Here is a 23,156-nt window from a genome sequence, read left to right as displayed (position 1 = left end):
CTCAGGCCGTACCCAGCCCGGTCACGGCGGCCGCGACGGCGGTGGTGGTGACGCCGTCGGGCCAGGCCAGGCGCACCCCGGGCCTGGACGTCAGCCGGCCGCACTCCGCGCTGGCGACGCCGCGCGGCAGATCGGCGGGCGCCGGCGCGCCGCGCTCGTCGGCGGTCAGCATCGCGTAACCGGGAAAGCACGTCAGCCACGATCCCGGGTCCGCGCTGGCGGGGCGGGGTACGGCGGCGACGTCGAGTTCCACCCCGGTGCCCGAGGCTTCGGCGAGCATGCCCGAGGTGCCGACGATGCCCGCCATGCTGACGTCCTTGGCGGCCCGGGGCCGCAGGTGCCCGACCAGTCCGGCCAGCCGGGCGAGGTCGGCGGGGTCGCGATGCGTCGTGGAGTCCCACTGCCTGCCGTGGTAGCCGGATCGCCAGGACCCCGCGAGGTCGACGGTGAGGCGCAGCGTGTGACCGACCTGGCCGCCGCCTGCGGGAATCGGCGACGGCGTCCGACCGAGGGCCGTAACCGCAAGCGAGGCAGGCACTCCCAGCTGGGTGTGGCCGCCGAGCACGGGTACGCCCCAGGCCGCCGACGCGCGGGAGACGCCGCGCAGGATGCGGGTCAGCAGGGATCGGGTGGGAGCGCCGACCGCATCGAGCAGGCCGGTCGGGGCGGCACCCATCGCCGTCAGGTCGTTGACGTTGACGAGCACCGAACACCACCCCGCCCACTCCGGATCGCGTTCCACCATGGACGGGATGATCGCATCACATGCGGCGACCACGTCGCTGCCCGGCACCGGCACGCCGTCGTCGCCGACGAACCCGTCCGGGCCCAGCCCACCGGGCACCACGCGCAGCGGCGCGAGGGCGTCGCCGAGGAAGGACTTGGTGGCGTCGGCGAGTCGTTGCATGCCGTGCAGCGGCCACCGCATGCGGGCGTGCGGCACGCCCGCGGCTTCGCAGGGCCCGTGCGCCTCCCAGCCGAGCGCGGCGAACATCGCGGCGTAGCGGGTCTGCACGGCGGCCTCGAAGCGCAGCACCCCGGCGCCCTCCACGTGTGCACAGGCGGCCCGGATCAGTGCCGGGCCGACGCCGGCCGCCCGTGCCCGCGGGGCGGTGACGAGGCGGCTGCCGGTCCACCAGCCGATGTCCGGATCGCACACCGGTGCCAGCCGGACGCCGCCGAGCACGGTGCCGTCGGGAGCCACCGCGACCAGGACGACGGTGCGGGGATCGTCGTCGACGTCGTCGGCGTCGGTGCCCGCGAACAGCCCCTGCTCGGCGACGAACGCCTCGGCCCGCAGCCGGCGGTAGGCCACCAGCTCGGCGGAGTCGTCGCAGACGTGGACGAGGAACTGGGAACCGGTGCGGGGTGGCCGGACCCCGGCCAGGATCGACAACTCGGAGACCACTGCCATCACCCGCCCACGTTCTGCAGCACGCCGCAGGCCCCACAGGCCGCGCAGCCCGCCTTCTGGTCGGCTCCCGCCATGCCCGCCAGCCGCAGCGCCGCGGCCACCTCGCGGGACACCTTCTCGACGATCGCCGCGTCGGGCGCGCCCGCCCCGTCGACGTCCACCGCGAGCGTGCCGGCCTGGGGCCGGAACGGGACGACGAAGGGGTACACCCCCATCTCGATGAGATCCGTTGCCCCCGAGATCAGTTCGTCCGGGTCCTCGCCGAGGCCGACGAGCAGGTAGGTGGACACCTGGTTGCGCCCGAACACGCGGACGGCCTCGCGCCATGCCTCCCGGTAGCGCTCCAGCGGCACCGTCGCCTTGCCGGGCATCCACCGGCGCCGCACGTCGTCGTCGAGGGATTCGACGTGGATGCCGATGGCGTCGGCTCCCGCCTCCCGCAGTTCGGCGAGGACCGCGAGATCGGCGGGCGGTTCGCACTGCACCTGGATCGGCAGGTCCGGGACGACGGCCTTGACCGCACGCACGCAGCGCGCGAGATGCCGTGCGCCGCGGTCGGTTCCGGCGGACGTACCGGTCGTCATCACCATCTGGGTCACCCCGTCCAGCCGGACCGCGGCCGCGGCGACCTCGGCCAGTTCGGCCGGGCGCTTGACGGCGGTGGTGGCACCGGCGCGCAGCGACTCCTCGATCGAGCAGAACCGGCACCGCTGGTCCTCGGCGTAGCGGATGCACGTCTGCACGACCGTGGTCGCCAACACGTTGCTGCCGTGCAACCGGGCCAGCTTCTCGTACGGGACGCCGTCGGCGGTCCGCAGGTCGTAGAACCTGGGGCGTTCGACCACCTCGACGTCCAGGCCGGTGTCGACCCCGTCGCGGAGCACGCGTGCGCCGTCGAACACGAACGGGCTGGACTCGTTTCGCGGGATCGCGGCGTTGAGCCCGTCGATGACCAGGTGGCCGTCGGCGCTGGGCCCGGCACCGGCCGTCCGGCTGACGGGTGGTCGGCCCCGGAAGCCGAGCAGTGCCAGGTCGACGCGGGTGGAGGTGTGTGCGGTCATGCGGCGCTCCGTCGTGCTCGGTGGTCGGCGATCACGTTCTCGGCGACGTGCCGGGCGTCGGCGTCGATGCCGAGGAACCGCCCGCTGCCCCAGGTGTGCATCCACGGCAGTCCGATGAACGCCAGTCCGGGCACGCCGGTGATGCCGCGGTTCTGCATGGGTCGGCCGGCCCCGTCGAAGGCGCTGGCCTCGATCCAGCGGTAGTCCGGCCGGTAGCCGATGGCCCACACGATGCTCGTGACGCCCGCGTCGGCGAGGTCGAGCGTGGTGGTCTCGGTGCCGGGTTCCCAGACCGGCACGTACCGCGTCGGGGCGGGCGCGGCGATGCCCTCGCGTTCGACGTAGGCGTCGATGTCGGCGCAGATGGAGTTGTAGACCGAGTCGGCGTGATCGAGGGCGGCGCGCAGCGACGGCTCGAAGCGCACGGTGGTGTCCTTGCCGTCCGCGAGCGTGCCGTACAGGCGCATGCCCTCGAGCGCGAAGCGGCGCAGGTCGACGTCGCGGCCACCGTCGCGACCGGTCACGTAGTGGTTCGTCTTCTCGATCGCGGTCTTGCCACCCGGGTACTGCGGCGCGGCCTTGTCGTACAGGCCCATGTCGGCCAACCAGGTCATGCAGTCCCGGCCGCGGTAACGGCGCGCGACGCGGGGTGCGCCACCGACGGCGAGGTGCACGGTACGGCCTGCGAGGTGGAGGTCCTCGGCGATCTGGGCGCCGGACTGCCCCGTCCCCACCACGAGCACCGCCCCGTCGGACAGGGCGTCGGCGTTGCGGTACTGCTCCGAGTGCAGCTGGGTGACGCCGGGGTCGAGCGCGGTCGCGAACGGCGGCACCACCGGGATCGGGTAGCCGCCCGTCGCGACGACGGCGTGGTCGCACGTCAGCGCCTCCGTGCCGGTGGCAGTCCGAAGCGTCAACTCGAAGCCACCCGCGGGAAGCGGTTTCAGTCGGGTCACGCGGGTGTTCGTGCGCACCGGCGGGCTGAAGGTCGCCAGCCAGCCGGCGAGCCAGCGCACGACCTCGTCGCGGGTCATGAAGCCGTCGGGGTCGTCGCCGGCGTAGGCGTAGCCCGGCAGCCGGCAGTGCCAGTTGGGCGTGACGAGGGTGAAGTTGTCCCACCGGGTGTCGGCCCAGGCGTGCACCGGGGTGTCGGCCTCGAGCACCACGTGCTCGACGCCGGCGCGCCCCAGGTACCAGCTCACCGACAGGCCGGCCTGCCCACCGCCGATGATCGCGACGGGTACGTGCGGCTTGGTCATGGCGCCACCGGATCCATGGCGACGACGCGGACCGTCGCGGAGTCGGGGAATGCGGCAGCGGCCGAGACGATCTGCTCGGTGGTCGCCGCGGCGGAGGTGCACGCGAAGCCGAACTTGGCGCGCACCCGGGCACTGGCCTCGTCGAGCGCGGTGCCGGACCGGTCGACGAAGTCGGCCACGGTGTAGTGCGCACCGACCGTGAGGTAGTCGTACACGACGAGGCTGGGCGAGTAGCAGCGTTGCAGGTGGCCGTCGGGCCACCGGACATCGAAGGTCATCTCAGGCATGGGCGAGGTCCTGCCAGAGTTGCGCAGCGGCGGTGTCGGTCACCGGGCCGTAGACGTCGGGTCTGCGGTCGCGCAGATGGAACATGCCGGCGCGCATGGTGCGGAACGTCGCGTCGAGGTCGACGTCGGCCACCGCCATGCCACTGCCGAGCAGCGTGGTGGCCAGCGTGTTGCCGCCGGGGTCGACGACCTTCGCGTTGCCGACGTAGCGCAGTGAGCCGAACGTGCCGCTCTGATTGGAGGCGATCCAGAACACCTGGTTGTCCAAGGCCCGGGCCGCGTCGAACAGGTTGAAACGGTAGGTCCAGCGATCGTCCTGCAGGTTCTCGGCGGTGGCGGTGCGCGCCGCGGGCCACGCGGAGAGACTCGCGATGATCTGCGCTCCCTGCAGGGCCATGATGCGCGCGGCCTCGGGAAAGGCCTTGTCGTAACAGATCTGCAGCCCGACGCGTCCGACGGGGGTGTCGAACACGCCGTAGCCAGATCCGGCGGAGTACGACATGCCCTCACCGAGCGGCTGGTGCACCTTGCGGTAGCTGCCGTAGATCTGACCGCCGTCCAGGATCGCGGCCGCGTTGTACCGGGTCTCGCCGTCGTCGGCCAGCTCGCAGAAGCCGATGGCGATCAGCAGATCGCCGACGATCTCGCGGACGCGAGTGAGTTCGGGTCCGTCGAGGCGGATGGCGGGCGGAAGCGACTTCGTCGTGGTCTTGACGGTGTCACCGTGGTTGCCCAGCGACGAGAGGTAGCCGCCGATCGCGGCCTCGGGCAGGACGAGGAAGTCGACCCCGCGCTCGCGGGCCTCCTCGGCGAGCGCCGTGATGAGGGCGTAGTTCTGGTCGAGGTCTCGGGTGAAATTCGCAGCTACTGCAGCGAGTTTGGTCATCGTCACACCATGTACGTCGAGTTGATGATGGCGCCCTTGCGGGCGTAGTAGATCAGCGCGTCCTGGACGTCGAGCGGATGCGCGGGGACGACGCCCTCGATGAGGTCCTCCTCGCGGCCGCCGTGCAGCGCGAGGCCGAAGCGGCAGCAGAACACCGTGCCACCCTCGGCGATGAACGTCGCGAGCGCGTCGTTGATGTTCTGCTCTCCCGGGAAGCCGGAGTCACCGGTCTTCGGAAAGCCGCGGGTGGCGAGGCAGTTGATGGACCCCGGGCCGTAGAAGTACAGCGCCGACTCGAAGCCCTTGCGCAGCGCACGGGTGGCCTGCAGGACGGCGACGAAGCTGACCGACGACTCGTGCGCGATGCCGTGCACCAGCGTGAAGTAGGACTCCCCGTTCTCGGCTTGCAGATCGGGGAAGATCTTCGTGCCGCCGTAGATGTTGGAACCCTTCGGCAGCGACGGGTGCGGAATCTCCGCAAGCGAGGTCTTGATGTTCTCGGCGATCGAATCGTCAAACGGCATTGCGCATCTCCAGCTTTGGTAGTCCATTGGGATGCGTCGATTACACGGCCCGTGTGTTTCCGGCTGGTCATCGTGGGAAGACGTTTCGGTTATCGAGTGCTCACGGTCGAAACGCCGGCGTAACGCAGCGGCGGCCGGGGTACGTTGGCCGCATGCCCGAAGGCGACACCGTCTACCGCACCGCGACGAAGTTGCGCGACGCACTCGAGGGCCGCACGCTCACCCGCTGCGACGTACGGGTGCCGAAGTTCGCGACCGTCGACCTCACCGGCTGCGTCGTCGACGAGGTACTCAGCCGCGGCAAGCACCTGTTCATCCGCGTCGGGGACGCGAGCATCCACTCGCACCTCAAGATGGACGGCTCCTGGCTTATCGGCGGCCAGATCCGCCGGGTCCCGCAGTACAAGATCCGGATCCTGCTCGAGACCGCCGAGACCCGGGCAGCGGGCGTCGACCTCGGCGTGTTGGAGATCCTGCCGCGCGCGACCGACATGGAGTCGGTGGCCCACCTCGGGCCCGACCTGCTGGGACCGGACTGGGAACCGCGGGTGGCGGCCACCAACCTGGCGGCCGAGCCCGAGCGGCCCCTGGCCGAGGCGCTGCTGGATCAACGGGTGATGGCCGGCGTCGGCAACGTCTACGCCAACGAACTCTGCTTCGTGATGGGCCACCGCCCACAGGCGCCCGTGGCGGACCTCAAGGATCCGCTGCGCGTGGTGCAGCGGGCGCGGGACATGCTGTGGCTGAACCGGTCTCGCGTCAATCGCACGACGACCGGAGACACCCGACCCGGCCGCGATCTGTGGATCTACGGCCGGGTCGGGCGTCCGTGTCGGCGGTGCGGCACCACGGTCGAGTCCGACCGTGCCGACGTCACCGGCACGGAACGGATCTCCTTCTGGTGTCCGGTCTGTCAGAGCTGACGGGCGTCAGGCCGGCAGCGGCTTGCGGGCCAGCTTGACGATCTTGCGCACCACGGTGGCGAACTGCTTGGGCAGCGGTCCCTTGTTGTAGGGCAGCCCGTAGCGCTCGCAGATCTCCTGCACCTGCGGCGCCAGTTCGGCGTGCCGGTGAGCGGGGATGTCGGGGAACAGGTGGTGCTCGATCTGGAACGACAGGTTGCCGCTCATCACGTGGAAGAGCTTGCCGCCGGTCAGATTCGCCGAGCCCAGCAGCTGGCGGAAGTACCACTGCCCGCGCGACTCGTTCTGCGTCTCCTCGATGGAGAACTCCTGCACCCCCTCGGGGAAGTGCCCGCAGAAGATGATGGCGTAGGACCACACGTTGCGGATGAGGTTGGCGGTCATGTTGCCGGCGAACGTGAACGGCGCGAACGGGCCGGACAGCAGCGGGAAGGCGACGTAGTCCTTGAGTGTCTGACGGCCCACCTTCTTCCAGATGCCGGCGAGGATCTCGCGCTTGTCGGCGATCGAGATCTCCCCGGCGCGGATGCGCTCGGTCTCCAGCTCGTGCAGGGCGACGCCGTACTGGAACAGCACCATCAGCAGGAAGGCGTAGACGGCGTTGCCGCGGTAGTAGGGCACCCACTTCTGGTCCTCGCTCATGCGCAGGATGCCGTAGCCCACGTCGCGGTCCATGCCGACGATGTTGGTGTAGGTGTGGTGCATGTAGTTGTGCGAGTGCCGCCACTGGTCACTCGGGCACGCCGAGTCCCACTCGAAGTCACGGCTGGCCAGCGCCGGGTCGCCGGTCCAGTCGTACTGGCCGTGCATGACGTTGTGGCCGATCTCCATGTTGTCGAGGATCTTCGACACCGCGAGCATCGCGGTGCCGGCAATCCATGCGGGCGGCAGCACGCCGGCCCACAGCAGCGCGCGGCCGCCGGCCTCGAAGCCGCGCTGCGCCTTTATGACACGACGGATGTAGGTGAGGTCGCGCTCGCCGAGATCGGCGATGACGCGCTCCCGGATCGCGTCCAGATCGCGGCCGAACGCCTCCACCTGTTCGGGGGTGAGGCTGATGACCGTGCCGTTGACGGTCTTGCTGACGCCGCCGGTGGCCGGGGCCGGGGACGCCTCGGGGGCGGTCACGTCGGTGTCGGTCAGGTCGGTGTCGGTCAGGTCGGTATCGGTCAGGTCGGTGTCGGTGCGGTCGAGCATGGCGGTCATGTCGGTTCTCCTCTCGTGCGGGTGGGTCAGAGGGCGATCTGGACGTCGCCGATGGGGGCGGTGACGCAGATCTGGACGTCTTCGGCATCAGCGGCGGAGATGGCGCCGGAGACGAGGTTCTTGACGGCACCGCTGGTCTTGCGGCGCGTGCAGGTGTGGCAGATGCCCATGCGGCAGCCGTTCTCCGGCCGCAGGCCGGCGGCCTCGGCCTGCTCGAGCAGCGAACGACCGTCGTCGGTGACGTCGACGCCGCTTTCGACGAACGTCACCGTGCCGCCGGAGGCCTCGGTCGGCACGCTGAACACCGGCGGGACGAAGCTCTCCGAGCGGGCCTGCGGGCAGTGCGCCCGCACGGCCTCGACGAGCGCCGGCGGTCCGCAGACGAACACCGCGTCCGGATCCGGCATCGCCGCCGCTAGTTGCTCGGCGTCGAAGCGGCCGGCCAGGTCGCCCGCGTCGTCGCTACGGGTGTACCCGTGCAGCACGCGGACGCCCGTGAGGCCTGCCAGCTCGTCGCGGTACGCGGCGTCGGCAGCCGAGCGGGCGTAGTGCACGAAGGCGATCTCGCCCTGGTGCTCCTCGGCGAGGAGTGTGCGCAGCATGGACAGCACCGGGGTGATGCCGCTGCCGCCGGACACCAGCAGGATCCGGCGGGGCCGCTCGGCGGGCAGGACGAAGTCGCCGCCGACGCCGTCGAGCCCGACGACCATGCCCGGACGGGCGTTGCGGAACAGATGCTCCGACACGACGCCGCCGTCGTGGACGCCGATCGTCAGCTCGAGCCGACGGGCGCCCTCGGCGTTGGCCGGCGAGTAGCAGCGGGTGTGGCGGCGGCCGTCGACCTCGACGGTCAGGTTGACGTGCTGGCCCGCCCGCAGCGGCTGTCCGGCAGTGAACACGTGATTCGGTTCGAGGGTCAGCGTGACGCTGCGCGGAGTGTCGCGGCGGACCGCGACGACCTTGGCTCGCGCGTCATTCAGGGTCCAGGTCGGTGCGACCAGCTCGGTGTAGCGGTCGACGCCATGGGGACCGGTCAGGAGCCCGACCAGGGGCGAGCGCAGCACTCGGTCGCGGAGGCGCGGCTTCGAAAGTTCGGTGAACATGTGTATACCGTGCGGGTTGTCGGCGCTGATGGCAAGGGGGTTTGCCCTGATCGTGGTAGAGTTCACACACAGTGAACAGTCGTACTCCCAAGTCACACTCCTCCCGCTCGTCGCGGGACGGACTGTCGCGCGAGGAGCGCAAGGAGGCGACCCGGCGGGCCATCGTGTCGGCTGCGCTGCGACTCCTCGAGGACCGCAGCTTCAGCGGGCTGAGCCTGCGCGAGGTGACCCGTGAGGCGGGCATCGTCCCGGCCGCGTTCTACCGTCACTTCGAGTCGATGGAGGCCCTCGGGCTGGTCCTCATCGACGAGTCGTTCCGCGCGCTTCGCGACATGCTGCGCGGCGCCCGCGCCGGCAAGCTCGACCCCAACCGCGTCATCGAGTCGAGCGTCGACATCCTCATCGCCGGGGTCAACGAACGCCGCGAACACTGGATCTTCATCGGGCGCGAACGCAGCAGCGGCGTCACCGTCCTGCGGTACGCCATCCGCACCGAGATCCGGCTCATCACCAGCGAGCTGGCGATCGACCTGGCCCGTTTTCCCGGGCTCAACACCTGGAGCAGCGAGGACCTGAACATCCTCGCCACGCTGTTCGTCAACGCCATGATCTCGATCGCCGAGGCCATCGAGGACGCCAACGACGCGGCCGCACTCGAGGACATCCGCCGCACCGCCGTCAAGCAGCTGCGCCTGATCGTCATCGGCATCACGGGGTGGCGCAGCAGCACGCCCTGACGCGTGCCTAGGGTCACCCCATGGCGAACCTCCAGATCACCCGGCCCCGCCCGGACGTCACGCTGATCACCCTGGACCGGCCGGAGAAGCTCAACGCCCTCAGCTACGGGCTCGTCGAGGACCTCCTCGCCAAGCTGTCGATTCCACCAGTGGGGGTGTTCGTAGGTGACGTTCTGGGCGAACGGGGGCACCCACCATCGGTCATCGGAAGGGCTGGGGCGCAGATCGACGAGTTCGAGAAGCACTCCGAACCTCTATCACGGCGGTCGGTCAACCAACATCAAGCCCAAGCGGGGTCTCAGACGTCGTCGAGTTTGTCGAGCAGCGCCCCTGCGACGAGTGCCGTTGCGCGAGCGACCAGGCGGGCTTCAGCCGGGCTCAACGCAGCGGTTTTGCGCGGTGGTCCGGGTCGTCCGTGGCCAGTACCAGCGTCGTTTCGGAGTCGATTGACTGCTGTGGCCAGAAGCATCAGGCACTGATGAACTGCGCGGTGCGGATCTTGATCAAAGTTTGCGAGAGTGACGGTTGGTATGGCCAAGCCGACCGCATCGAATGCGGCTGCCAATGTCATTGGGAAGTTCTGCGACTCTGAATAGCCGCCCCGAAGTTCAGTCAGGACGTGCCGTGCGGTGGCTTCGTCGAGTTCCTTGCCAACGCCCACTTGCAAAGGTGCATCGTCGGGGTTGAGGTTGATCCTGTCGACATAGCTGCGCAGCGCCGCAGTGAGTTCCGTACCGCTGAGGTTGTCGATAACCTTCTGCCGCACCAACCCGTCGGGGTCGAGAGTGAACCCAAGTGGATCGAAGGCCTGGCTCAGCTGGGTTACCTTGCTGCTGCCGGCATAGCCCTCGCTGTCGGGGTTGAAGCCTCCGCGGGCACGACACAGCGCCACAAGTTCTCGGGCCAGGGGCAAGCCTGCGGTCGCGTTGTGCGCTGCCGGTGAGGCGAAGACATGTCGGACTCGCCTGGTTTTACCAAAGCTGTTTCCTTCCGGTGTCTTTCCGTAAGGCGCCGGATCAAGACGGCTGAGGCCGTGGCGTGTGATGGCGTCGCGCAGTTCACTGTGCGAGGGGCTCCCTACAACATCGAAGAAGGGCGCAAGGGCTGCGCCCAGCTCTGTCAGATTCACGGCGTCGACTCCAGTACTGACTTGTCGATGGGTGTGGAGAGGTATCGGTATGCCGTCGCTCGGCTGATGCCGAACGCTTTGGCGAGTTCGTGGACGGGTTCTCCGGTTGCAGCGAGACGGCGGAGCTGTTGCTGTCGTTCCAGGGTGAGTTTGGCGGGCTTGGTGGCCGGTAGGCGGCGCGCGCGCCTAGAGGCGCGGGAAGCGGCGCGGCGCTCGCGACCGAGCTCGAGTTCGAGCTCGGCCAGGGTGGCCATGATGGCGGCCACTGCGCGGCCTGTTGGCGTGCCGGTATCTATGCCTTCACGTAGGGCGCGCAACAGAATTCGGCGTTGACCGAGTTCGGCAATGGTGCGGGTTACTTCGGCGACGGAACGACCGAGGCGGTCGATGGCGGTGACGACCACTGTGTCGCCCTCGCGGGCGTAGTGGAGCAGCCCCGCCAGGCCGGGCCGGTCGGTGTTCACGGCACCCGCGAGCTTGTCGGTGAAAACCCGGTCGGATTCCACGCCCTGGGCAGCGAGTGCGGCCAGCTGCACAGCGAGGTCCTGGCCCGCGGTGCTCACGCGGGCGTATCCCAGAAGCGTTGACACGCCTCCTACCGTCTCATTGCCCTCCGACATCGAGGATCTGAGACACGCCGTGTGAGACAAGAAATGAGACACCGCGACCTGGCGCGATGCGACCACAGCGTAGGCCGCGAAGGGCTGTCTCGATTCTCTAGTAATGGGAATAGTTGTCAAGCGGTGCGATGGCGTCGTCGAGTGACGCGTGCCCCCGTGGGGCACGCGTGGCGCAAGGTGTTGAGACCGTTGTGGGGTGGGGTTGGTGGTTCCCGGCGGCGCACTCTGACCTACGCGTGCTCGAGCCGAGTCGGCTCGGCCTCAGGTAATGACTGTCGCGCTCGCGCAGTGGGGGGAGCCCGGCGTCTGTACTAGAGATCGAGGTCGTGCCTCATAGAAACGTCGACGTCAGTCCGGGCTCCCGCCACCGTGCCGCACCCCGGCAGCGGGCTGGGAGTGCGTTAGTTGCTTGATGCCTCCCCATGGGTGAGGGTGGATTCGGCGGGCAGGTCACGTCGCCCTGGTGGTCCGCTCACAGCGGTATCACCATGACGGGCCTGCTCGTCCACACGGTGGCGGTGCCTGGTGACGGCACGCTCCCAGCGGTCGACGTCAAAGGGCCGTTGGCTGCGTAGCATGGCGAAAGCGAGCCGGTGCGCGCGGTGTCCGACCGCGATCAGGGCCACTAGGGGCGGCTTGCCGCGGGCGATCAGCTGGTGACGGTAGGCGATGAAGTCGGGGTGGTGTAGACCCACGCCGCGTCCTAGATCGACGATGGCTCTCCGTAATTCGACGGATCCTTCTCGGCTGATCCCGGTGCGGGTTCGGGCTCTGCCGGCTGATTCGTAGCTGATCGGGACCAGTCCGGAGGCGCGGTAGGCGGCTGCGGCGTCCCGGTAGCGGTGGGGGTCACCGATCGCCGCGCCATACGCGCTGGCGGTGAGCACGCCGACACCGGGAACACCAAGCAGGATGCCGGCGGGGGTCTTGGGCAGCAACTCCGTCAGGGCGGTGGTGGCGTCGTGGATCTGGCGGTCGAGGGCTTCGAACAGTGCCCAGTCCGCCGCCAGCACCACCAGTGGTGCATGGCGTTCGGTGGTGGGCAGCCGCAGCGCCACCTGAGCTGCCGCCACGACCTGCTCGGCCTTGGGTCGGGTCATCTGCACGCCACGGCGACGCACGTAGCGCACCACCCCGTCCACACCGAGTCGTCGGACGCGGTCGGGGTCGGGTAAATCGCGGATGAGCACCCGCAATGACGCGGCGTCCAGACCGTGGCTGTAGCAGCCGGTCAAACCCGGGAAGATCAGATCGAGTTGGCCGTGGATCTGGTTAGCCAACATGGCCTGAGCGGCGACCTTGCGGCGCCGGTGGGCGACCCACGCGGCTTGGGCCGCCAAAGCCTCGTCGCGGCACTGTGGTGGGCGACCGGAGCCCCGGATCAGTAGCTCGGCCATCGCCCCGCAGTCGCGGGCATCGTTCTTCAACGTCCGCAGTAGCTGTTGTCCGCGTGCATCTTTGACCGCGCGCGGGTTAAGTTCGACGACCTCCAAACCAGCTGCCCGCAGCCGCGCAACCAGGGTGCGGTGATAGTGGCCGGCCGCCTCGACCCCGACCCGAATCACCAGAGCGTCCCGCTCGACCTGCGCGCGACGAATCGCCGCGGACAGCCTTTCGAAGCCCGTCTCGGTCAGCGCGAACTCGAACGGCGCGATGAGGATCTCGCCGTAGTGATCAGCCACCAACGCCATCGCGACGGCCTTGCCGACATCGACCGGGATGACCAGACAGCGTTGCGGATCCAGCCCGCGAATCCGGGTCATGAACTGTGCTTGCATCTCGCCGTTGACGAACGTCATCACCAAGCTCCCTTTGTCGGATGTACACCGACACTGCGGGACCCCATCGCAACCGGCGGGAAGATAGACCGGCGTGGCGGGATCCACCCGGTGATCAGGCCATTGGCATCTTCAACCACACATCAAGGTGGTATCAGAAATGAGACACCCCTGCGGGGGTCAGCACTACCACCGCGGTCAAGCTCGCGTTCTCCCTGGGGCTGATCATCGTGGTCGCCGGGCTGCGCACCGGGGCCACGGGGATCATCCGGTGCCGTTCGCGCTAGAGTTGGCCCAGCAGTGCGTCGCCGTGCACGGGTAGGTCGCGGATACGGATGCCGGTGGCGTGGTGGATTGCGTTGAGCACTGCGGCGGCGGAACCAACGATTCCGATCTCGCCGGCCCCGCGCGACCCCATCGGGCTGGCGTGTTCGTCGGCGTCGTCGTCCAGCCAGATCGCGTCCATGTCGGGGATATCGGCGTGGCTGGCGAAGTGATAGCTCGCCAGATCCTGGGTGACGACGTGCCCGAAGCGGTGGTCGCGCACGCTTTCCTCGTGCAGCGCCATCGACAGGCCCATGGTCATGCCGCCGATCAGCTGCGAGTGCAGCGTCGTCGGGTTGATCGCTTGGCCGATGGAGAACACCCCGAGCATGCGGGAGACGCGGACCTCGCCGGTGTAGCGGCTGACCCGTACCTCGACGAAGTGCGCACCGAACGAGTACATGCCATAGTTCTCGGCGTCCTCATTCTCCGGCGGCTCGGCGGTGGTGGCCGCGCCGACGGCGGGGTTGTCGCCGTGTTCCTTCCGAAATGCCTGCGCCGCAGCGTAAATGGTGGCGCCCCAGGAGCTGATGCCCGACGAGCCACCCGACACCGATGCTGGCGGCAGGTCGGTATCGCCGATCTGCAGGTCGACCGCCGACGTCTCGATGCCGAGCATGTCGGCGGCGATCTGTGTGAGCGTCGTCCACGTGCCGGTGCCGATGTCGGTGGCGCCGAGCTGCACCGAGTAGCGGCCGGCGGCGACGTGCTCGATGCGGCAGGCGTTGCCGGGCATGACCATCGCGGGGTATTCAGCTGACGCGACGCCGGTGCCGATCAGCCATTCGCCGTCGCGCGTGCTCCGCGGTTCGGGGTTCCGCCGGTCCCAGCCGAAGCGGGTGGCGCCGGTGCGCAGGCACTCGAGCAGGCGCCGGTTGGACCACGGGTTGCCGGTCTCGGGGTCGACGTCGGGCTCGTTGCGCACGCGCAACTCGATCGGGTCGAGATCGCAGGCGATCGCCAGCTCGTCCATCGCGACCTCGAGGGCGAACATGCCGGGGCACTCGCCGGGAGCGCGCATCCAAAACGGCACGGGGACATCGAGTTTCGCGAGCCGATGGCTGGTCTTGCGGGCGTCGGCGGCGTACATCATGCGCGACGGTGTCGCGGTCTGCTCGGCGTACTCCTTGACGGTGGCGGTCTGCTCGATGACGTCGTGGCTGATGGCGGCGAGCTTCCCGTCGCGGTCGGCGCCGAGGCGCACGTGCTGGATGGTCGGTGTGCGGTAGCCGACGAACGCGAACATCTGCTGCCGGGTCACTGCCAGCTTCACCGGTCGGCCAGGAACGTGCATGGCTGCCATGGCGGCGAGCACGTTGTGCGAGTGTGGTGACCCCTTGGACCCGAAGCCGCCGCCGACGTTCTTGGCGACGACGCGAATCTGCTCGGGTTCGAGGCCGAAAGTCTGCGCCAGCGTCTTGCGGACGACGTGCACGCCCTGGGTCGAGTCGTACAGCGTCAGCAGCGTGCCGTCGGGGTCCCAGGTGGCGATGGTGGCGTGCGGTTCCATTGGGTTGTTGTGCTCGTGCGGGGTGGTGTACGTCTGGTCGACGGTGATCTCGGCCTGCTCAAGCGCGGCCTCGACGTCGCCGTCGGAGGTGTCGGTCTTGTGGCCGGAGTTGACTTCCTCGGGAGCGTACAGTCCGGGATGGTCGGCGCGGATCTCGGTATCGTGCTCGGCCTCGTCGTAGGTCACGGTGACGAGAGCGGCTGCCTGGCGGGCGGTTTCGGCGCTGTCGGCGATGACACCGCCGATGAGCTGACCGCGGTAGTGCACCTGGTCGTCCTGCAGGATCACTAAGTCGCCGTCATCGGTGTCGGCCAGGGTGGGGGCGTTGAAGACGGTGAGGACGGCATGCACGCCGTCGAGCGCCTCGGCGGCGGAGGTGTCCATCGCGGTGATGGTGCCCTTGGCGATGGTGGCCTGCACGGGGTGCAGGTACAGCGGGGCGTCGACCGGATACTCGAACGCGTAAGTAGCGGTGCCGGTGACCTTCGCGGGCCCGTCGAGGCGGGTGAGTCGGCTGCCGATGGCGTGGGGTTCGACGAGGGTCATCGCTGCCGTCCTTCCGCGAGGGTGGTCAGGGTGGCGACGATGGTGCGGGCGGTCAGTTCGACCTTGAACTCGTTGCCCTGCTGCGGTTCGGCGTGGACGAGTTCGGCGTCGGCGGCCTGCCGGAACGTCTCCTCGGTGGCGGGTTGGCCGACGAGCGCCTGTTCGGCTCGGGTGGCGCGCCAGGGTTTGTGCGCGACGCCGCCGAGGGCGATGCGGGCCGAAATGATGGTGCCGTCGTCGATGACGAGTTCGGCGGCGACGGAGGTGACCGCGAAGGCGTAGGAGGCGCGGTCGCGGACCTTGCGGTAGGTGGAGCGGGCGCCGTCGGGCGCGGGTGGGATCTCGACCGCGGTGATGAGCGCTCCGCGGGGGACAGTGGTGTCGAGGTCCGGACGGTCGCCCGGCAAACGGTGAAAGTCGTTGAGCTTGATGCGGTGTTCACCGTCGGTGTCAAGGTAGACGACGCTGGCGTCGAGGGCGGCCATGGCGACGGCCATGTCGGACGGGTGGGTGGCGATGCAGTGCTCGGACGCACCGAGGATGGCGTGGTAACGGGTGTAGCCGCCGACGGCGGAGCAGCCGGTGCCGGGGGTGCGCTTGTTGCAGGGGGTGGTGACATCCTGGAAGTAGACGCACCGGGTGCGCTGTAGCAGGTTTCCTGCGGTGGTGGCGACGTTGCGCAGCTGGCCGGACGCGCCGGCGAGCAGGGCGCGGGCGAGGACGGGGTAGTGGCTGCGGACGATCGGGTGGGCGGCGAGGTCGCTGTTGCGGACGTCGGCGCCGATGCGCAGGGTGCCGTCGGGGAGGCGTTCGACATCGGTGAGCGGTAGGTGGCCGACGTCGACGACGAGGCCGGGTTCGGCGATGCCGAGTTTCATGTGGTCGACGAGGTTGGTGCCGCCGGCGAGGAAGACGGCGTCGGGGCGGTCGGCGACGGCGGTGACGGCGTCGGCGACGCTGCTGGCGCGGTGGTACTCGAAGGGGATCATCGGGCGGCCTTCTGGATGGCGTCGAGGATGTTTCCGTAGGCGGCGCAGCGACAGAGGTTGCCGCTCATGCGTTCTCGGATCTCGGCGTCGGTGAGTTCGGCGGTGTTTTCGAGGTCGTCGGTGACGTGGCTGGGGGAGCCGGACTTGATCTCCTCGAGCATGCCGACCGCGGAGCAGATCTGGCCGGGCGTGCAGTAGCCGCACTGGAAGCCGTCGTGCTCGAGGAAGGCCTGGGCGACGGGGTGCAGCTGGTCCCCTTCGCCGAGGCCGGCCGCGGTCTGAACCTCGGCGCCGTCGTGGGCCACGGCGAAAGCTAGGCAGGTGGTGGCCCGCCGGCCGTCGAGTAGGACGGTGCACGATCCGCACTGGCCGTGGTCGCATCCCTTCTTCGGCGCGGTGACGCCGAGGTGCTCGCGCAGCAGGTCGAGGAGGGTGATGCGGTTGTCGACGTGCACGGTGTGGTCCGTGCCGTCGACGCGCAGGGATACGTCTGTGAAGTGGGCTGACTTCATGGGCGGGGGCTACCCGGGGTGGGAGTGGTGAAAACCAGACAGCTAGACCGCGCAGCCAAACTGCGTTCGCCAGTCGCGGATGAGCGGACGTGACCCCCACGGCGGTCCTACGAAAGATTTTTGTGGGCGGACTCGCGCAAGATTTTCCTGTTCCACCGAGAACCAATGTCCGCAGCGACGTAGGTCACGGGACGCCCGGTGGTCACGACCAGACGAGATAGTCACCCCTCAGCGGTCATTCTGATACCCCCCAACCGCCGGTCCGGCGGTGAACCGCCAGGGCGGCCCGAGGCAGCGCTCGCCACCCGCCAGGATCTGATTAGTCTCGAATTTCTGGTCGTGAGACCGCGCTGGGTCAAACCCGATCCCGCCTCAGGGTGTCCTTGACGTGGGTGACCAAGGCGAAGCCTAGTAATTCGGATGTGGCTGTCAGAGCATCTCGAGTGGGCCGGGCCTTGTGGGCGGCGGGAAGGCACTGTCGAGCACGGCGAGATCGTCGGGGCTGAGGCTGATGTCAGCGGAGCCGGCATTTTCTCGAACATGTTCAGGCGTGCTCGCGCGTGGGATGGTGCAGATGTCGTCGTGGCGTAGCACCCAGGCCAACGCGATTTGGGCCGCCGTGGCAGCGTGGCGCCGGGCGACCAGGTCCAGGGCCTTGTTTCCCAGGAGGCGGCCCTGCTCGATTGGGGAGTAGGCCATGACCGGGATGTTGCGTTCGGATAGCCAGGGGAAGAGATCGTATTCCGGTCCGCGGCGCGTCAGGTTGTAAAGGATCTGGTTGGCCTGTGTCTGGTCGCCGCCTGGTACACCGGTCAACTCGACCATGTCGTCGTGGTCGAGGTTGCTCACCCCCCAGTGGCGGATTAGCCCGGCGGCCGCCAGGTCGGCGAAGCCCTCGAGCGTCTCGGCGAGCGGGACGTTGCCTCGCCAGTGCAGCAGGTACAGATCGATGTGGTCGGTGTTGAGCCGCGCGAGGCTGGCCTTGCAGGCCCGCACGGTACCGGCTCGGCTCACGTGGTTCGGCAGCACCTTGTCCACCAGGAACACCTCGTCGCGGCGCCCGGCGATCGCTTCGCCCACCAGGGTCTCCGCTGCGCCGTTGCCGTACATTTCGGCGGTGTCGATCACTGTCATGCCCAGATCGAGCCCGAGCCGGATGGCGGCGATCTCGTCGGCCCGTCGCGCGGGATGTTCGGCCAAGTGCCACGTGCCTTGGCCCAGTGCCGCAATGGGCTCGCCGGAGGGCAGGACTACCTGGCGGGCAGTTGTCACGATGTACGACCTCTCTGCGAGTCATCCTCATCGCTGACCAGATCGCGGCATCGCGACCCGACCGGCAGGCAGCTGCTGTTCAGTTGGTACGTGCTGGTCACCGGGCTTGCCCCGCCACGCCTGGGCCGACATGGGGGCGACGCCGTAGTTCCCATGCCAGCCGCAGGCCTCCAATGACGGTCAGCAGTCCTAGGGCCGCGATCGCGGAGACGTGTAGGAGCACCGGCAGGGTGGCAGCGGCGGCGATCCCGGTCGCGGCGCGGTTGATGGGAATCTGTCGGTGGTCGCGCCACCGGTAGGCCCCGTCGCCGAGATAGAACAGCGCCATGCCACCGGCGAGTGCGATGGCAGGCATCAGGGGAAGCGGCGAGGTGGCGTGTTCGACGGCGGCGTGGGCGCCGACGGCGAATAGCGTGATGCCAGCCACCAGCGGCAGGTGCAGATAGCTGTAGGCGTCACGCGCAAGCTGGGCCCGTTGCGTCCCGGTGGCTCGTTCGAGCCGCTGCTGCGCCCCGCCCGTGAGACCGAAGTAGGTCCACCAGAACGTCGCCATGATCGCCACGCCCAGCACCAGGGCGGTGACGACCTCGAAGCGGTGCAAATCCGTTGCGCCTGCACCGAGTTCGGTGATCGCCAGACCGAGCGCGATGATGATGATCGAGCCGTGGCGGGACACGAAGTATGACGGTGAGACGCGGAACCCGCCGAGGCCGAACACAGCAGGGGCGCCGTAGTCGATCACCGCGGCAGCTACCCACAGCAGTTCCCGGCCCGGAGTGTCCACGAAGGCGGCCGCCACGATGCAGGCGGGAGCGGCGACGAAGGCCGGCGCCAGCCATCGGATGCTGCGCCGCATGTCGTCATCCTCGCCCGAGGAGGAGACAACGAACTTCACGACGTGGATCAATCTCACCACCAGCAGAGCGATCGCGAAGACGAGCGCCCCCGAGGAGAACGCCATGGGCAACGCCGCCGCGGCGACGAGCATCGCGGCCATCGCCGCGATCACGGCCGCCTGATGCCGCACGCCCTGGGTGTCGAAGGTGTTGATGAGCCAGGTGTAGCCGACCCAGGCCCACCACACCGCGAGCAGGGCGAGTGCCGCCCGGCCGAACCCGGCCGGTGACAGATCTTGCAGCACGAGCCGTGTGACCTGCGACATCGCGAAGATGAACACCAGGTCGAAGAAGAGTTCGAGGTTGCCCTCCGACTTCGACCCGTGGTCATCGTCGGTCATCGCTTTCTCGGGCGGCGCTTCACCGTGGACGCCACGGAGCCCAGCGTCTCCCAAGCGCCGAATTGCCGGGCGGTGCAGATCACCATGAACAGCGACGACGACCTGTCGGCCGCCGTGCTTCCATTCGGCTAAAGAGCACGACGCTTTCACAAGAGTCCGCCATATTTTTCTCCTATACGCGGCTTGTCGACGTCGGTCGTCGCTACAGCGCCTCAGCGGCCGCCTGCGCAACGGACTTGTCTTGTTCTCCGGTGCCGCCACTGACGCCGACCGCGCCTACGATCTGGCCGCCTTGTTGCACCGGTATCCCGCCGGCAAAGATCATGATCCGTCCGTGGTTGGACGCATGTACTCCGTAGAACTGATTACCGGGGGCGGCATCCGCGGCTAGCTCTTCGGTTGAGACGTCGAGCGCACGTGCGGTGAACGCCTTATTGATCGCGATGTCGACACTGCCGATCCACGCGCCGTCCATCCGCGCGTGGGCGACTAAGTTGCCCCCCGCGTCCACGACGGCGATGTTGGAGGGCGAGGAGATCTCCTCGGCTTTGGCCCGCCCGGCGGCGATCATGCGCTGCGCATCATCGAGGGACACCGAGCTTTGAGTGAAAGTCATGATGGATGTGCTCCGATCTTCGTGGAATGCTCGACGACTGCACCGCTGCTCCTAGCCGCGGTGTCCTCCGTCGGGGTCATGGACCGGCCTCATCACTCTGCGCCGGGCAGCTTGTAGGCGAGCACGTCGACGTTCTGGATGCTTGGTTCTGCGCTGAACAGCTCGCCGCCCTTCGCGGCAAGGGCCTGGCCGACACCCCCCGACAGGTGGCTTTGACGGGCGGCGTCGTCGGGAAACACGTCGAAGATGCCGAAAGTCGACTCGTCGAATCGAAGGGCGAACCAAGCGCGCGTCCCCGGCTCCTGCTCGACGATTGGGCGCGCGTCGCGGAGAAACTGCGCGACGTCCTCTTCCTTGCCGGCCTTGGCGTGCAGCGTGACTGACAATGCAACGTGAATCATGTTCCCTCACTTGGTCGGCTGGAAGACGGCGCGGACGCAGCCGTCCTGCTTCTCCTTGAACATTCGATACCCCCGCGGACCGTCGTCGAGGGGCATGACGTGGGTGGCGAGGTGCTCGGTGTCGAGGGCGCCGGTGCCGTGAGCTTCCATGCCGACGGCCTCGATGCACACGTCGGGACCGCGGCCGCCGGTGCGTTCCTTCAACTCGGCGATGACGCTCTCCTTTGTGTAGTCGAGGATTTCGGCCCCGATGTATTGACGCACCTGGGTCAGGCGTTCGGCAAGCCGGTCGATGACGATGACCTGCTCGGCGCCCTTCAGCATCGCCGCTCGGGCGGCCATCTGCCCGACTCCGCCTGCCCCCACACCGCGACGACGTCGCCCCGGCGGTGCGGGTGCCGTGTGGGGCAGGGTCGACTCGCAGCAGCTCACCGACCTCGATGAGTTGTTTGGCTTGGCGCAGCGCCACCCGGACCTGCTGGCGGGGGTCATCGCCTGACATTCGCGCTCCGACCGATTAAAGGCCGCCGGGTTCTGGCTGTCGAAGGCGCGCGGCGAGTTCGGTGCCCTTGCCCCCCGGCGCTTCACGGACCTGGACTTCGACGAAGGTCGCCCAGCGCGGCGAGCGGTTCGGGCACCCGGCCGTCCGGCATGACCTCCGGCGGGCTCTTGTTGATCGTCACGCTGCGCCACCGCGAACGCGGTTCCGAGTCGGCGGCGCGGGTGGGTTGGCTGCCCAATGTGCGTTGCACCTGGTGGATCAGCTGACCGGCGACACTGCGGCCCGCGTGCGCCACCTTGCTCACCGGGCTACTCACAAGTCACTCCCCCGCACCGGCTGGCCGTGCGGCCTGGCTGAACAGTTTCACGATCGCCGCGCAGAAGGCCGGCAGGTCCTCGGGTGAGCGGCTGGTGATCAGGTTCCCGTCGTGGGCGACCTCCTCGTCCACGACGTTGGCACCGGCGTTGCGCAGGTCGGTGCGGATGCTCGGATAGGACGTCAACGTTCGGCCCTCCGCGACACCGGCCTCGATCAGCGTCCAGGGTCCGTGGCAGATCGCGGCGACCGGCTTGCCCGAGGTCACGAAGTCGCGCACGAACGTGACCGCGGCATCGTCGATGCGCAGCTTGTCCGGGTTCACCGTGCCGCCGGGCAGCAGCAGCGCGTCGTAGTCGTCGACCGCGGCGGACTTCACCAGGGCGTCGACTGAGAACGTTCCGGCTGCGTCCAGGTCGTTGTTGCGGGCTTGAATCTCGCCGTCAAGCAGGGACAGCAGCTCGGTGGTGCCCCCGGCATCGTGCAACGCCTGTCGGGGCTGTTCCAGTTCGACGCGCTCGACCCCGTCTGCGGCCAGGATTGCGACCCGCGTTCCGCGCAATTCGTCTGCCATCGTTCTGCTCCGTTTCTCTGGGGGGTGTTGGCGTGCCCGTGCGGGCAGGCCGCTGGTGTCGTAAGAGGTTCAGTCTCGAAACGAGGGGGTCAGCGGGTTCCCGCTTCGGCCTTCTGGTGGCCGGAGGCGCCGGGCTTGAGCACGACCTTGGTCCAGCCGTCGTCGCGTGCGTCGAAGTGGGAGTAGGCGTCGGGGGCTTGGTCCAGCGGCAGTTCGTGGCTGACGATGAACGACGGCTCGGCCTTGCCGGCGGCGATCAGGTCGCGCAACTGCCGGTTGTACTTCTTGATCGGCGCCTGGCCGCTGCCCATTGTTTGGCCCTTGAACCAGAACATGCCGAAGTCGAAGGCCACTTGGCCGTTCTTGGCCAGCTCGTCAGGGCCGCCGGGGTCCTGCGGCACGAAGACTCCGACCGTGCCGATTCGGCCGGTGAACCGCACCGCCTGCACCAGCTTGTTCAGCGTGTCGTTCGGGTGCTCGTTGCCCTGGGGGTCGTGGGCCTGATACCCGACGCACTCGCAGCCGTTGTCTGCGCCCAGCCCCTTGGTCTGTTCGAGCACCGCCTCGATTGGGTCGACCTTCGAGTCGTCGATCGCGATCGCGCCGATCGACTCGGCCAGGCGCAACCGGTCGGGGTGGCGATCGACGACCATCACCTTGCTGGCCCCGCGGATGGTGGCCGACAGGGCGGCCATCAGCCCGACGGGTCCCGCGCCGAAGATGACGGTCTGGTCGCCTGGCTTGACGCCGGCCATCTCGGTGGCGTGGTATCCGGTCGGGAAGACATCGGAGAGCATCACGTAGTCGTTCTCCTTCTCCTCGGAGTCCTCGCCCAGCCGCAGGCAGTTGAAGTCGCCCCACGGGACGCGTAGTAGCTCGGCCTGGCCGCCGGCCCATGGCCCCATGTTGGCGAACCCGTAGGCGGCGCCGGCCCACCCATCCACCGGTTGCGCGGTCAGGCAGTAGTTCGTCAGCCCGCGCTCGCAGTTCTTGCAATGCCCGCAGGCGACGTTGAACGGGAGCACGACGCGGTCACCGACCTGGACCTGATCCACTCCGCCGCCGACTTCGATGACCTCGCCGAGGTTCTCGTGGCCGAACCACCGGCCGGTCTCGAAATCGGTGCGGCCTTCGTACATGTGCAGATCCGAGCCGCAAATGTTGGTGGCGGTGATGCGCACCAGCACGTCGGTGGGCCGCTCGATGCGGGCGTCCGGCACGTCCTTTACGGTGACCTGACGTGCCCCGTCGTACACCACTGCCTTCATGTCCGCTCCCGTCTGATGGTTACCTGCCGGCAAGAGGGGGAATTCGCCACCACCCTGGTCTCGAAGCCGTGGACCCTCACCAACGCAAGCCAACACCAACTCCGTGCTGTGGCGCATCGGCAGAACGACCGATATAGGAATGGTCGCAGCGGACAAGAGGACG

At 68.5% G+C, this 23,156-nt stretch carries 24 protein-coding genes and 1 pseudogene; 3 read left to right on the top strand and 22 right to left on the bottom strand.

Annotated features, from left to right (window positions below):
• Position 1: 1 nt before the first annotated feature.
• The 6 genes from FZ046_RS12600 to FZ046_RS12575 are packed head-to-tail and all read right to left on the bottom strand — an operon-like array spanning position 2 to position 5,431.
• On the bottom strand, positions 2 to 1,414 hold the full coding sequence (locus FZ046_RS12600) for an MSMEG_0567/sll0787 family protein (protein WP_070352073.1): 1,413 nt from the start codon (positions 1,412 to 1,414) through the stop codon (positions 2 to 4).
• Positions 1,414 to 2,475 carry an MSMEG_0568 family radical SAM protein gene (locus FZ046_RS12595; protein ID WP_070352072.1) on the bottom strand — a complete coding sequence of 354 codons (1,062 nt, stop codon included), beginning with the start codon at positions 2,473 to 2,475 and terminating at the stop codon, positions 1,414 to 1,416. Before FZ046_RS12595 ends, FZ046_RS12600 begins: the two co-directional genes overlap by 1 nt.
• The gene (locus tag FZ046_RS12590; protein WP_070352071.1) at positions 2,472 to 3,734 is read right to left on the bottom strand and encodes an MSMEG_0569 family flavin-dependent oxidoreductase; all 1,263 of its coding nucleotides are present in this window, start codon (positions 3,732 to 3,734) and stop codon (positions 2,472 to 2,474) included. The genes FZ046_RS12595 and FZ046_RS12590 overlap by 4 nt, the downstream gene beginning before the upstream one ends.
• Complete coding sequence (locus FZ046_RS12585; RefSeq protein WP_070352070.1) at positions 3,731 to 4,021, bottom strand: MSMEG_0570 family nitrogen starvation response protein; 291 nt, start codon at positions 4,019 to 4,021, stop codon at positions 3,731 to 3,733. Before FZ046_RS12585 ends, FZ046_RS12590 begins: the two co-directional genes overlap by 4 nt.
• The gene (locus tag FZ046_RS12580; RefSeq protein WP_070352069.1) at positions 4,014 to 4,907 is read right to left on the bottom strand and encodes a carbon-nitrogen hydrolase family protein; all 894 of its coding nucleotides are present in this window, start codon (positions 4,905 to 4,907) and stop codon (positions 4,014 to 4,016) included. Before FZ046_RS12580 ends, FZ046_RS12585 begins: the two co-directional genes overlap by 8 nt.
• Positions 4,908 to 4,909: 2 nt before the next feature.
• Positions 4,910 to 5,431, bottom strand: a complete 522-nt coding sequence (locus FZ046_RS12575) for an MSMEG_0572/Sll0783 family nitrogen starvation response protein (protein ID WP_070352068.1) — start codon at positions 5,429 to 5,431, stop codon at positions 4,910 to 4,912.
• 152 nt (positions 5,432 to 5,583) lie between these two features.
• Here FZ046_RS12575 and nei2 point away from each other — a divergent pair, with 152 nt between their 5' ends.
• Positions 5,584 to 6,354 carry an endonuclease VIII Nei2 gene (gene nei2 / locus FZ046_RS12570; protein WP_070352067.1) on the top strand — a complete coding sequence of 257 codons (771 nt, stop codon included), beginning with the start codon at positions 5,584 to 5,586 and terminating at the stop codon, positions 6,352 to 6,354.
• Positions 6,355 to 6,360: 6 nt separating this feature from the next.
• On the opposite strand, the gene FZ046_RS12565 is transcribed toward nei2, so the two are convergent.
• Positions 6,361 to 7,551 (bottom strand): fatty acid desaturase family protein, encoded by a 1,191-nt coding sequence (locus FZ046_RS12565; protein ID WP_083298087.1) that lies wholly within the window; start codon positions 7,549 to 7,551, stop codon positions 6,361 to 6,363.
• Positions 7,552 to 7,586: 35 nt separating this feature from the next.
• Positions 7,587 to 8,663, bottom strand: a complete 1,077-nt coding sequence (locus FZ046_RS12560; RefSeq protein WP_070352066.1) for a ferredoxin reductase — start codon at positions 8,661 to 8,663, stop codon at positions 7,587 to 7,589.
• Positions 8,664 to 8,734: 71 nt separating this feature from the next.
• On the opposite strand from FZ046_RS12560, the gene FZ046_RS12555 reads away from it, so the two are divergent.
• Positions 8,735 to 9,400 (top strand): TetR family transcriptional regulator, encoded by a 666-nt coding sequence (locus FZ046_RS12555; protein ID WP_070352065.1) that lies wholly within the window; start codon positions 8,735 to 8,737, stop codon positions 9,398 to 9,400.
• 20 nt (positions 9,401 to 9,420) lie between these two features.
• A pseudogene (locus FZ046_RS27875) lies at positions 9,421 to 9,525 on the top strand (enoyl-CoA hydratase/isomerase family protein); the annotation flags it as partial.
• 173 nt (positions 9,526 to 9,698) lie between these two features.
• Here FZ046_RS27875 and FZ046_RS12550 read toward each other — a convergent pair.
• From FZ046_RS12550 to FZ046_RS12485, 14 genes are all read right to left on the bottom strand, one after another.
• The gene (locus FZ046_RS12550) at positions 9,699 to 10,529 is read right to left on the bottom strand and encodes an abortive infection family protein (RefSeq protein WP_083298073.1); all 831 of its coding nucleotides are present in this window, start codon (positions 10,527 to 10,529) and stop codon (positions 9,699 to 9,701) included.
• Positions 10,526 to 11,119: a recombinase family protein gene (locus tag FZ046_RS12545; RefSeq protein ID WP_070352064.1), complete on the bottom strand. Its 594-nt coding sequence runs from the start codon at positions 11,117 to 11,119 to the stop codon at positions 10,526 to 10,528. The genes FZ046_RS12550 and FZ046_RS12545 overlap by 4 nt, the downstream gene beginning before the upstream one ends.
• A gap of 431 nt (positions 11,120 to 11,550) precedes the next feature.
• Positions 11,551 to 12,948, bottom strand: a complete 1,398-nt coding sequence (locus tag FZ046_RS12540; RefSeq protein WP_070352063.1) for an IS110 family RNA-guided transposase — start codon at positions 12,946 to 12,948, stop codon at positions 11,551 to 11,553.
• A 262-nt stretch (positions 12,949 to 13,210) separates the two neighbouring features.
• Complete coding sequence (locus FZ046_RS12535; RefSeq protein ID WP_070352062.1) at positions 13,211 to 15,307, bottom strand: xanthine dehydrogenase family protein molybdopterin-binding subunit; 2,097 nt, start codon at positions 15,305 to 15,307, stop codon at positions 13,211 to 13,213.
• Positions 15,304 to 16,296, bottom strand: coding sequence for an FAD binding domain-containing protein (locus FZ046_RS12530; protein ID WP_070352061.1), 993 nt, complete (start codon positions 16,294 to 16,296; stop codon positions 15,304 to 15,306). Before FZ046_RS12530 ends, FZ046_RS12535 begins: the two co-directional genes overlap by 4 nt.
• Positions 16,293 to 16,808 carry a 2Fe-2S iron-sulfur cluster-binding protein gene (locus FZ046_RS12525; RefSeq protein WP_070352060.1) on the bottom strand — a complete coding sequence of 172 codons (516 nt, stop codon included), beginning with the start codon at positions 16,806 to 16,808 and terminating at the stop codon, positions 16,293 to 16,295. Before FZ046_RS12525 ends, FZ046_RS12530 begins: the two co-directional genes overlap by 4 nt.
• Positions 16,809 to 17,237: 429 nt before the next feature.
• Positions 17,238 to 18,008 carry an aldo/keto reductase gene (locus tag FZ046_RS12520; protein ID WP_246182979.1) on the bottom strand — a complete coding sequence of 257 codons (771 nt, stop codon included), beginning with the start codon at positions 18,006 to 18,008 and terminating at the stop codon, positions 17,238 to 17,240.
• A gap of 169 nt (positions 18,009 to 18,177) precedes the next feature.
• Positions 18,178 to 19,467 (bottom strand): low temperature requirement protein A, encoded by a 1,290-nt coding sequence (locus tag FZ046_RS12515; protein ID WP_246182978.1) that lies wholly within the window; start codon positions 19,465 to 19,467, stop codon positions 18,178 to 18,180.
• 52 nt (positions 19,468 to 19,519) lie between these two features.
• The gene (locus FZ046_RS12510; RefSeq protein ID WP_070352057.1) at positions 19,520 to 19,933 is read right to left on the bottom strand and encodes a GlcG/HbpS family heme-binding protein; all 414 of its coding nucleotides are present in this window, start codon (positions 19,931 to 19,933) and stop codon (positions 19,520 to 19,522) included.
• A gap of 92 nt (positions 19,934 to 20,025) precedes the next feature.
• Positions 20,026 to 20,334, bottom strand: coding sequence for a putative quinol monooxygenase (locus FZ046_RS12505; protein ID WP_070352056.1), 309 nt, complete (start codon positions 20,332 to 20,334; stop codon positions 20,026 to 20,028).
• A 6-nt stretch (positions 20,335 to 20,340) separates the two neighbouring features.
• Complete coding sequence (locus FZ046_RS12500; protein WP_070352055.1) at positions 20,341 to 20,676, bottom strand: zinc-binding dehydrogenase; 336 nt, start codon at positions 20,674 to 20,676, stop codon at positions 20,341 to 20,343.
• A gap of 242 nt (positions 20,677 to 20,918) precedes the next feature.
• The gene (locus FZ046_RS27670; protein WP_176749514.1) at positions 20,919 to 21,152 is read right to left on the bottom strand and encodes a hypothetical protein; all 234 of its coding nucleotides are present in this window, start codon (positions 21,150 to 21,152) and stop codon (positions 20,919 to 20,921) included.
• 3 nt (positions 21,153 to 21,155) lie between these two features.
• Positions 21,156 to 21,725: a type 1 glutamine amidotransferase domain-containing protein gene (locus FZ046_RS12490; protein ID WP_070352053.1), complete on the bottom strand. Its 570-nt coding sequence runs from the start codon at positions 21,723 to 21,725 to the stop codon at positions 21,156 to 21,158.
• Between the two features lie 89 nt (positions 21,726 to 21,814).
• Positions 21,815 to 23,149 carry a glutathione-independent formaldehyde dehydrogenase gene (locus FZ046_RS12485; protein ID WP_246182977.1) on the bottom strand — a complete coding sequence of 445 codons (1,335 nt, stop codon included), beginning with the start codon at positions 23,147 to 23,149 and terminating at the stop codon, positions 21,815 to 21,817.
• Positions 23,150 to 23,156 lie beyond the last annotated feature (7 nt).

This window comes from Mycolicibacterium grossiae, assembly GCF_008329645.1.
Classification (GTDB): Bacteria; Actinomycetota; Actinomycetes; order Mycobacteriales; family Mycobacteriaceae; genus Mycobacterium; species Mycobacterium grossiae.
This window is presented reverse-complemented; position numbering and strand designations above follow the sequence as displayed.

Bases quoted from the DNA above. Each gene is read 5' to 3' on its own strand.
- FZ046_RS12530 (WP_070352061.1), bottom strand. From the start codon at position 16,296: ATGATCCCCTTCGAGTACCACCGCGCCAGCAGCGTCGCCGACGCCGTC.
- FZ046_RS12540 (WP_070352063.1), bottom strand. From the start codon at position 12,948: ATGACGTTCGTCAACGGCGAGATGCAAGCACAGTTCATGACCCGGATT.
- FZ046_RS12595 (WP_070352072.1), bottom strand. From the start codon at position 2,475: ATGACCGCACACACCTCCACCCGCGTCGACCTGGCACTGCTCGGCTTC.
- FZ046_RS12535 (WP_070352062.1), bottom strand. From the start codon at position 15,307: ATGACCCTCGTCGAACCCCACGCCATCGGCAGCCGACTCACCCGCCTC.
- FZ046_RS12585 (WP_070352070.1), bottom strand. From the start codon at position 4,021: ATGCCTGAGATGACCTTCGATGTCCGGTGGCCCGACGGCCACCTGCAA.
- FZ046_RS12580 (WP_070352069.1), bottom strand. From the start codon at position 4,907: ATGACCAAACTCGCTGCAGTAGCTGCGAATTTCACCCGAGACCTCGAC.
- FZ046_RS12600 (WP_070352073.1), bottom strand. From the start codon at position 1,414: ATGGCAGTGGTCTCCGAGTTGTCGATCCTGGCCGGGGTCCGGCCACCC.
- nei2 (WP_070352067.1), top strand. From the start codon at position 5,584: ATGCCCGAAGGCGACACCGTCTACCGCACCGCGACGAAGTTGCGCGAC.
- FZ046_RS12560 (WP_070352066.1), bottom strand. From the start codon at position 8,663: ATGTTCACCGAACTTTCGAAGCCGCGCCTCCGCGACCGAGTGCTGCGC.
- FZ046_RS12505 (WP_070352056.1), bottom strand. From the start codon at position 20,334: ATGATTCACGTTGCATTGTCAGTCACGCTGCACGCCAAGGCCGGCAAG.
- FZ046_RS12590 (WP_070352071.1), bottom strand. From the start codon at position 3,734: ATGACCAAGCCGCACGTACCCGTCGCGATCATCGGCGGTGGGCAGGCC.
- FZ046_RS12510 (WP_070352057.1), bottom strand. From the start codon at position 19,933: ATGACTTTCACTCAAAGCTCGGTGTCCCTCGATGATGCGCAGCGCATG.
- FZ046_RS12565 (WP_083298087.1), bottom strand. From the start codon at position 7,551: ATGCTCGACCGCACCGACACCGACCTGACCGATACCGACCTGACCGAC.
- FZ046_RS12525 (WP_070352060.1), bottom strand. From the start codon at position 16,808: ATGAAGTCAGCCCACTTCACAGACGTATCCCTGCGCGTCGACGGCACG.
- FZ046_RS12575 (WP_070352068.1), bottom strand. From the start codon at position 5,431: ATGCCGTTTGACGATTCGATCGCCGAGAACATCAAGACCTCGCTTGCG.
- FZ046_RS12490 (WP_070352053.1), bottom strand. From the start codon at position 21,725: ATGGCAGACGAATTGCGCGGAACGCGGGTCGCAATCCTGGCCGCAGAC.
- FZ046_RS12500 (WP_070352055.1), bottom strand. From the start codon at position 20,676: ATGGCCGCCCGAGCGGCGATGCTGAAGGGCGCCGAGCAGGTCATCGTC.